Source organism: Pontibacterium sp. (assembly GCF_041587635.1).
Classification (GTDB): Bacteria; Pseudomonadota; Gammaproteobacteria; order Pseudomonadales; family Balneatricaceae; genus Pontibacterium.
Map to the genome: position 1 here is coordinate 1 of NZ_JBFGYC010000121.1, position 8528 is coordinate 8528.

The 8528-nt window shown below is 51.9% G+C and carries 8 protein-coding genes; 2 read left to right on the plus strand and 6 right to left on the minus strand.

Features of this window, described 5'->3' with window-relative positions; all coding sequences use genetic code 11:
• On the minus strand, positions 1-555 hold a 555-nt coding region (locus ABYW01_RS08210; RefSeq protein ID WP_372831995.1), incomplete at its 3' end, for an aminotransferase class I/II-fold pyridoxal phosphate-dependent enzyme.
• A 334-nt stretch (positions 556-889) separates the two neighbouring features.
• Between ABYW01_RS08210 and uvrB the strand changes: the two genes are divergently transcribed.
• Positions 890-2902 carry an excinuclease ABC subunit UvrB gene (uvrB, locus tag ABYW01_RS08215; protein ID WP_372832002.1) on the plus strand — a complete coding sequence of 671 codons (2013 nt, stop codon included), beginning with the start codon at positions 890-892 and terminating at the stop codon, positions 2900-2902.
• A 75-nt stretch (positions 2903-2977) separates the two neighbouring features.
• Complete coding sequence (locus ABYW01_RS08220; RefSeq protein ID WP_372831996.1) at positions 2978-3715, plus strand: FecR domain-containing protein; 738 nt, start codon at positions 2978-2980, stop codon at positions 3713-3715.
• A gap of 96 nt (positions 3716-3811) precedes the next feature.
• Here ABYW01_RS08220 and ABYW01_RS08225 read toward each other — a convergent pair whose 3' ends face one another.
• The 5 genes from ABYW01_RS08225 to ABYW01_RS08245 all read right to left on the minus strand — a co-directional run.
• Positions 3812-4738, minus strand: coding sequence for a homoserine kinase (locus ABYW01_RS08225; RefSeq protein WP_372831997.1), 927 nt, complete (start codon positions 4736-4738; stop codon positions 3812-3814).
• A 31-nt stretch (positions 4739-4769) separates the two neighbouring features.
• On the minus strand, positions 4770-5381 hold the full coding sequence (locus ABYW01_RS08230; protein ID WP_372831998.1) for a sarcosine oxidase subunit gamma family protein: 612 nt from the start codon (positions 5379-5381) through the stop codon (positions 4770-4772).
• Between the two features lies 1 nt (position 5382).
• Positions 5383-6342, minus strand: a complete 960-nt coding sequence (gene lipA, locus ABYW01_RS08235; protein WP_372831999.1) for a lipoyl synthase — start codon at positions 6340-6342, stop codon at positions 5383-5385.
• A gap of 224 nt (positions 6343-6566) precedes the next feature.
• The gene (gene gcvT / locus ABYW01_RS08240) at positions 6567-7694 is read right to left on the minus strand and encodes a glycine cleavage system aminomethyltransferase GcvT (protein ID WP_372832000.1); all 1128 of its coding nucleotides are present in this window, start codon (positions 7692-7694) and stop codon (positions 6567-6569) included.
• Between the two features lie 445 nt (positions 7695-8139).
• Positions 8140-8528, minus strand: a 389-nt coding sequence (locus tag ABYW01_RS08245) for a cupin domain-containing protein (protein ID WP_372832001.1), incomplete at its 5' end; no start/stop codon positions are given.

Below are 8528 nucleotides of genomic sequence, written 5' to 3' on the forward strand. Positions count from 1 at the left end.
GTTGGACGGGCTGTTCAGGACCACCAAGCGAGTTTTGTCGGTGATCGCTGCATCCAGCTGCTCGGGTGTCATCTTGAAGCGCTGTTCCTGTGTTGTTGTCACAATCACAGGGACACCGTCAGCCACTTTCACCATATCAGGGTAAGACACCCAATACGGTGCTGGAATAACGACTTCGTCGCCTTCGTTCAGCAATGCCAGAGACAGGTTAAAGAAACTCTGCTTACCGCCACAGGACACCAGAATCTGGTTAGGTGCGTAAGAGAGATCGTTGTCTCCCTTCAGCTTCTCAATAATGGCTGTCTTCAGGGCTGGGGTGCCGTCCACGGCTGTGTATTTGGTAAAACCGTTCTGCAGCGCGTTAATTGCTGCGGCTTTGATATGCTCAGGCGTATCAAAGTCTGGCTCGCCTGCACCCAGGCCAATAATGTTCTTACCTGCCGCGCGCAGTTCAGCCGCACGGTTAGTGACCGCCAGCGTAGGTGAAGGTTTGATGTTATTGACGCGGTCTGAAAGTTGAACGTCCAATCCTAAGTTCCTCTTGAGAGATCCCATGACTTTTATAGGGAGCCGCTGAAGTATAGTTAATGCATTACGGTTCGCCTGGCTGCGCAGAATTATAGGTTAGGGGCGCGCAGTCCAAGGCTCAGCGGTAATTTTTTAGCCGGAAAATTATACCGGATTCAAGTTGCGTCTTTAAGCACTCTGTACAGAAAAGTAACAATTTTTCGCATAAGTGGGTGGATGGTTCCAAAACGAAACTTGTGTATTGATGTGTAGAGCGATGTGCGGGTGAATTTGCACGTGTTCAACTGGCTGAGTATTTCGTAACAGCAGAAGGTTGGTGATCAGGTTATAATGGCCAGTTGATTCCGTTTGAGTTGAGATGATGAAAGAGCGATTTAAGGTCCACTCCAGTTTTGAACCTGCAGGCGATCAGCCAACGGCTATTGCTGAGTTGGTGGATGGTATTGAAGCTGGATTAGCCTCCCAGACGCTGCTCGGGGTAACAGGCTCCGGTAAAACATTCACCATCGCCAATGTGATCGCTCAGGTGCAGCGTCCCACCATCATCATGGCGCATAACAAAACGCTGGCCGCTCAGCTGTACGGGGAGTTCAGGGAGTTTTTTCCGGACAACTCGGTTGAGTATTTCGTGTCTTACTACGATTACTATCAGCCGGAAGCGTATGTAGCCTCATCTGATACGTTTATCGAAAAAGACGCCTCCATCAATGATCACATAGAGCAGATGCGCCTTTCGGCAACTAAGGCATTGCTGGAGCGGGATGATGCCATCATCGTCGCAACGGTATCAGCGATATACGGTTTGGGTGACCCTAAACTGTACCTTGGCATGATGCTGCATATTGATCGCGGCGATATGATCGATCAGCGAGCAGTCCTGCGTCGCCTGGCTGAGCTGCAATACACGCGCAACGATATCGAGCTGCACCGCGGTACGTATCGGGTGCGGGGCGATGTGATTGATGTCTTTCCGGCGGAATCAGAAAAGGAAGCTCTGCGTATCGAGTTGTTTGATGATGAAGTCGAACAGCTGAGTTACTTCGATCCGTTGACGGGAGAAGTACTGCGCAGGGTGCCACGTGCCACTGTCTATCCTAAATCCCACTATGTAACGCCGCGTGAAACCTTGCTGGCAGCTGTGGATAAGATCAGCGATGAGCTGCATGATCGCCTTAAACAGCTGCGTGATCACGATAAACTGGTTGAGGCTCAGCGCCTTGAGCAGCGCACCATGTACGATATGGAGATGATTCGGGAGCTAGGGTATTGCTCCGGGATTGAGAACTACTCCCGCTATCTGTCTGGACGTGATTCCGGTCAGGCACCGCCCACGTTGTTTGATTATCTGCCGGACAACGCCCTGTTGGTGATTGATGAATCCCATGTCACCGTTCCTCAGATTGGTGCAATGTACCGTGGTGACCGCAGCCGTAAAGAAACTCTGGTTGAATATGGCTTCCGTCTCCCGTCTGCACTGGACAATCGTCCGATGAAATTTGAGGAGTGGGAGCAGACTTCGCCGCAGATGATCTTTGTGTCGGCCACGCCGAGCAAATATGAAAAAGCCAATCAGCAACATGTCGCAGAACAGGTGGTACGTCCGACCGGGCTGGTTGATCCAGTTGTTGAGATTCGTCCGGCTACGACTCAGGTTGATGATTTGTTGTCCGAAATTAACAAAGTTGTGGCGAACAAAGAGCGTGTGGTCGTCACTGTCCTCACCAAAAGGATGGCGGAAGATCTTACTGACTATCTGGATGAACATGGCGTAAAAGTACGTTATCTGCATTCTGATATTGACACCGTGGAGCGTGTCGAGATCATCCGTGATCTGCGTACCGGAGTGTTTGATGTGCTGGTGGGGATCAACTTGCTGCGAGAAGGCATCGATATGCCAGAGGTTTCACTGGTGACGATTCTGGATGCTGATAAAGAAGGTTTCCTGCGCTCGGATACGTCAATGATCCAGACCATCGGTCGAGCGGCGCGTAATGTCAACGGCCGTGCGATTTTGTACGCAGATAAAATCACCGGGTCGATGCAGCGTGCGATGGATGAAACTGAACGCCGTCGTGAAAAGCAGCTGGCGCATAACAAAGAACACGGTATTGTTCCAAAAGGCATCAAGAAATCAGTTGCTGATATTATGGAAGGGGCGTCTACCATTCCGGGTCGCAAAGCGGCGAAAGCTGCCAAGAAGGTGGCGGATAAGGCCGGTGATTATAACGTTGATCCCGCATCGATGAGTCCGGCTCAGCAGGTGAAAGCGATGACTGAGCTGGAAGATAAAATGTATGAAGCTGCGAAGAATCTGGAGTTTGAGTTGGCGGCTCACTACCGCGACCAGCTCGAGAAGCTGAAGCACGGAGTCTAATACTGGTTGCTCATGTGCAAGCCTGATAAGGTTAGAGTTAATCCGGCGGTACTGGACATTACAGGGAGAAACAAGGTGTTACGTATAGGGGTACTGTTGCTGACGTTGGCAACCTCATTCAATGTTTTTGCAGATGAGGCTATCGGTCGTGTCATTCTCAGTCTGGGTGAAAACCATGCTGAGAACCTGCGCGGTGAAACGCGAACGCTCAAGCGTGATTCCATCGTATTCGAAAAAGAGCGTATCTTGACGAGCAAACGTGGACGATTGCATATCCGCTTCAATGACGGTTCTACGGTCAATCTGAAACCGGATTCCAAGTTGCAGCTGTCGCGTTATCAATATCGTGAGGAGCGGCCGGAGGATGGGGTTGCAGTGTTTCAGTTGATGCGGGGTGGTTTACGTACGATCAGCGGAAAGATCGGTAAAGCAAACCCGGATCGTTATCGTTTTCAGACCGTTTTGGCCACCATCGGTATTCGGGGAACTGAATACGAAATCTATCTGTGTGATCGACGATGTTCCGAGAAGAATAAGGTGATTCAGGGGGTTGCGGGTGGTGTTGATCAGGGAGGAATCGTTATTGATACCTCTGTGGGTGGCGCTGACCTGGATCCTGGAAGGTATTTTGAGATGGAGCGCGGCGCCACCGCGTTTCGTTTGACGGATGAGCGTCCGGCGATGTTGAGAATTGGTGATCCAGAGCCGGAACCCAAGCCTGAGCCCGTTGCAATTCAGTGTGAAGAATCCAGCGATGGCGGTCAGGGGCAAGATCCTTTCCAGGTCTGGTCGGACTGTAAGGCGCGGTCTTAATGTTCAGCCGAACGGCTCACTGAAGAACCGATAAACAAAAAAACGGCAGGCACTTGATTAGTGACCTGCCGTTTTTTATGGGCGCTTCATGCCGACTTATTCGTCTTTAATGAGGTGCTCAAGCAATTGTTTTTTACCGTTCGGGTCCTTCACGGTGATCAATTCACCGTCCTTAGGGAATAGCTTATCGCGCAAACGGGACAACCAAAAACGTAGCGCAGCGACTTTTTGCATCGCCTTCAGCCATTGCCGCTCTTCGTCGTCCAGCACGCGCACTGTGTTGTAGCTATTGAGCAGCATCGATGCTTTGTCCGTATCGTAATGCTGCTGTTGTTCGTCGTAACACCAGGCGTTGAGGGTGACTGCCAGATCGTAAAGGTAGGGTGCTGAACAGGCATGGTAGAAGTCGATCAGTCCTGCCAGTGAGTCACCGTCAAAGAGGGCATTGTCTGGAAACAGGTCTGCATGGATAGGACCCTGTGGCAAGTGTGCCCATGGGATCATTCCGGCTGCGAGGACTGATTCTTGCAGCAGATGTTTGTCTGCATCGCTCAGTTCAGGTAATACGCGTGCGCTGACCTCGCTGCACCACTGATAGATGTGCTGGTATTCATCGTGTGCCAGCTCAGCAGATGCCTGATGACTGGCCGCGAGTGTCTGGCCAATTACGCTGCACTGTACTTGATTGGGGATGTCGAGTGGTGCGCCTTTCAAGCGTCGCATAAAGACGGCGGGGCGTTCGTTCAGGCTGCCAAACAGTTCACCCTGTCGGTTCAGAATGGGCTGTGCTACCGCAATGTTACGTTCTGAGAGATGAGCGACATAGCCCAGAATAAACGGCAGCTTTTCCGCTGTAACCGACTCAACCAGCGTGAGTACATACTCGCCGCTGGTTGTCGTGACAAAATAGTTGGTGTTTTCAACACCGGCTTCGATCCCCTGAAAGCTGACCAGCGAACCCATCGAGTATTGTTCCAGATACGCTTCAAGTTGAGGATGTTCAACAACCGTATAGATCGACATAGTTTTCCTTAGCTCTGATTCGCAATCCGTTTTAGCCGTTGGCCGCCAGATTATGAGGCGTCTGCTCCGGGTGATGCTGGCTCAGCCATTGCCATAAGCGTTCAGCACAGTGGTCGCGGACCAGAATGTCATATTCACGCTGATCACACGGTGACATGATCGTGACACCTTCCTGCTGTAATCGGCTTTGGCTGTCTTCGCGACGGCGATCCGCCTGTACGTGAACTTCGCGTGTGTTATCGCTTTCCAGCAGGTAGCGCACAGCGGCTTCGGTTAGTTCCGCATGCATCAGCTCACCTTCAGTATGAAACTGAATGTCCTGTCCGAAGGTATCTTGCAGCGCTTGTTTTACCGACATGTGGCTGCCAGGCGGTGGCAATACCAGCCAGCGATTCAGATCCAGCCACAGGATTGCCAGTTTGCCTATGCACGAGATGCGGCTCACGGTCAGCGGCTGGGATACGCCCATGACCTCTCCGACCGCGATCAGCAGTGAGAGATTGTCAGGGTCGATATCCAGATTCAGTTCGCCGATGAAAGGGCGTTCGCGCATCATGATAGAACTGACTTCTTCCTTTTCATCGACCTGAATCGCCAGGTTGATGTGGACCAGTCGGTTGTTGATCGTTTCTACCGTTGCCATATTACTCCCCTCCGGCAAAGCCAACGGACTCACCGCTTGCCTGCATATCAGCGTGATACGATGAGCGCACCATCGGACCGCTTGCAACGTTGGTGAAGCCCAGCTCCTTGCCGATGGTTTCGTACTCTTTAAACTCTTCTGGTGTTACGTAACGCTCTACGGCCAGATGATGTTTAGTCGGTTGCAGGTACTGGCCGATGGTTAGCATATCCACTCCATTGGCGCGCAAGTCCTTCATCACCTCGATGAGTTCGTCTTTTGTCTCGCCCAGACCAACCATCAGACCAGATTTGGTGATCACCTCAGGATTGAGGCGTTTGTATTGGTACAACAAGCTCAGAGACCAGTGATAGTCAGCGCCCGGTCGTACAGAGGCGTACAGACTCGGAACAGTCTCCATGTTGTGGTTCAGTACGTCAGGCACATGGACCGACAGCGCTTCCAGAGCAGCATCCATTTTGCCCCGGAAGTCCGGTACCAGGATCTCCACTGTCAGATCGGTATTCAGGGCGCGCGCTTCGCGCACGACCTCTGCAAAGTGGCTGGCGCCGCCGTCACGCAGGTCATCGCGGTCAACAGATGTAATGACGGCGTAACGTAGCTTCAGTGACTGAATGGATTCTGCCACGTGGCGGGGTTCATCTGGATCCAGTCCCATGGGACGACCGTGGGCAACATCGCAGAAAGGACAGCGACGGGTACAGATAGCGCCCATGATCATAAAAGTCGCGGTGCGTTTGCTGAAGCACTCGGCCAGATTGGGGCAGGAGGCTTCTTCGCACACAGTGTGCAGCTTCAGTTCGCGCAGTTCTTTCTTTACTTTCTGCACGTTGCTATTGCTGCGGGGATCAATACGAATCCACTCAGGTTTACGCAGTCGCTTCCGGTTCGGGTCCGGTTTATGGCGCAATTTGGCCATTTTCGACTCGCCTTTAAGCTCGGTTAAAGGAATCATTTCCATTACGTCACCTCCTGGGTGGATTCTTATTTTTATGATGAAGGGTCAATTGGATGCCCCTTCTATCTATAGCACTTGAACTTAATGATGGCGGATAAGCGTTACTGCAGAGTTTTATACAGGGTCAGGCATTGATGAACATGCTCATTTGCGACCCTCAGTGGTGCGTTTCCGCACCACCTCTGTTTAGCTCTGTCAGCCCACGCTCATCCGGCCTGCTCGCGGGATTAACCGCGGTAGTAACGCTGCTCAATGAATGGCATGCGGGAAACGGTCATTGGCAGTTTTTTACCACGGACTTCAGCGAATACCACCGTGTCCAGTGGGCTGAATGCTGTTTCGACATACGCCATTGCAACAGGCTTTTCGATGGTTGGTCCGTACGTGCCGCTCGTTACAACACCGATCTTATTGCCATCGGCATCAAACAGCTCGGTACCTTCACGTACTGGCGCACGACCTTCACCCAGCAGACCGACACGCTTACGCGTCCAGTTTTTGTTGGTGATCTGATCCAGTACTTTGTCAGCACCCGGGAAACCACCTGCGCGTTCACCATCTGCACGACGGCATTTGGAGATCGCCCAGATCAGGCTGCCTTCCAGAGGTGTGGTGCTCTGATCCAGATCGTGACCGTACAGACACAGGCCGGATTCCAGACGCAAGGAGTCACGGGCACCCAGGCCAATGCCTTCGATTTCTGGCTGTTCCAGGAACAGACGACACAGACGATCAGCGTCAGCGGATGGGATAGAGATCTCGTAGCCATCTTCACCGGTGTAACCGGAGCGGGATACAAAGCAGTCAACACCGTCGATCTGCATCTGGCGAGAATCCATGAACACCATTTCACCGGCTTCAGGTGCCAGGCGGGAAATTGCCTGTGCAGCGGTAGGGCCCTGAACAGCGACCAGTGCGCGATCATCCAGCAGCTCCAGCTCTACACCTTCGCCCAGATTCGCCTGCATGTGAGCGATGTCCTGCTCTTTGCATGCTGCGTTAACAACAACGTAGATCCAGTCACCGTAGTTGGTCACCATCAGGTCATCCATGATGCCGCCGTCTTCGTTGGTGAACAGCGCATAACGCTGTTTACCCGCAGGCAGGTCAATAATGTCGACCGGTACCAGTTTTTCCAGAGCCGCTGCTGCGTTTGCGCCGCTCAGCTTAACCTGACCCATATGGGAAACATCAAACAGGCCCGCCTGATTACGGGTGTGCAAGTGTTCCTTCTTTACGCCCAGAGGGTACTGAACAGGCATCTCGTACCCAGCGAAAGGAACCATTTTTGCGCCCAGCTCTACGTGAAGATCAAACAGGGGAGTTTTCTTCAGAGCACCTTGTGTTTCAGCCATATCGAACCTCGTCGTTTTTTATTGGTGGGAAGAAGGTGTGTCCCGGTGGCCATTAGGCCACCGGTTGGTTGGAGCAAAAGGCCGATTGTGCGCCAACCAGAGACACAAAACTGCTACCCGTTTGTTTCTATATATAGGTAGATACGATCAAAATAGATCATAAGTTTCCAATAGGAAACAACTTAGACCAAGAGGAAACTCCATGCAAGTGATTTTTTTCGCATGAATTCGACTAATGGATGCATAAACGTGGATCAGATGGGTGAGTTATTGCGCAATATGGGGAAAAGAGAGAAGGGTATTCTGTGTCCGGGGAAGAGACAAAAAAAATGCCGTCGCAGGATGAACCCACGATGGCACTTCAGGAAGAATATTCAAAGTATATGTTAGAACCTGCCCGAGGGGAATATCTTGGATTCACTCAGACTGTGCAGTGTATCTTGGTTTATGCGGTGACCCAGATAACTTCCGCGTCCTGCTCGCTGGTGGACACCAGGGCGTGGCCCATTTCGCAGTCATAATAAGCAGAGTCGCCCTCAAACAGTTCGATCGGTTCGTAGAACTCTGTATAGAAAAACAGAGAGCCCTTCAGAACATAGAGGAACTCTTCGCCGTCATGGCGTACCCACTCCGGATATTCATCAAAGGAGCGTGCATGCACCACAGTACGGAATGGCACCATCTTCTTGCTGGTCAGCTGTGTTGCCAGCAGTTCGTGCTCGTATGTTGGCGTAGGATGCGGTGTGCCTGCACCACAGCGGGTAATATCGCGGCGGCCACCGGCACCGGAACTTCGTTTCGGCTGGGTGAAAAGCTGCGGCATATCTATCCCTA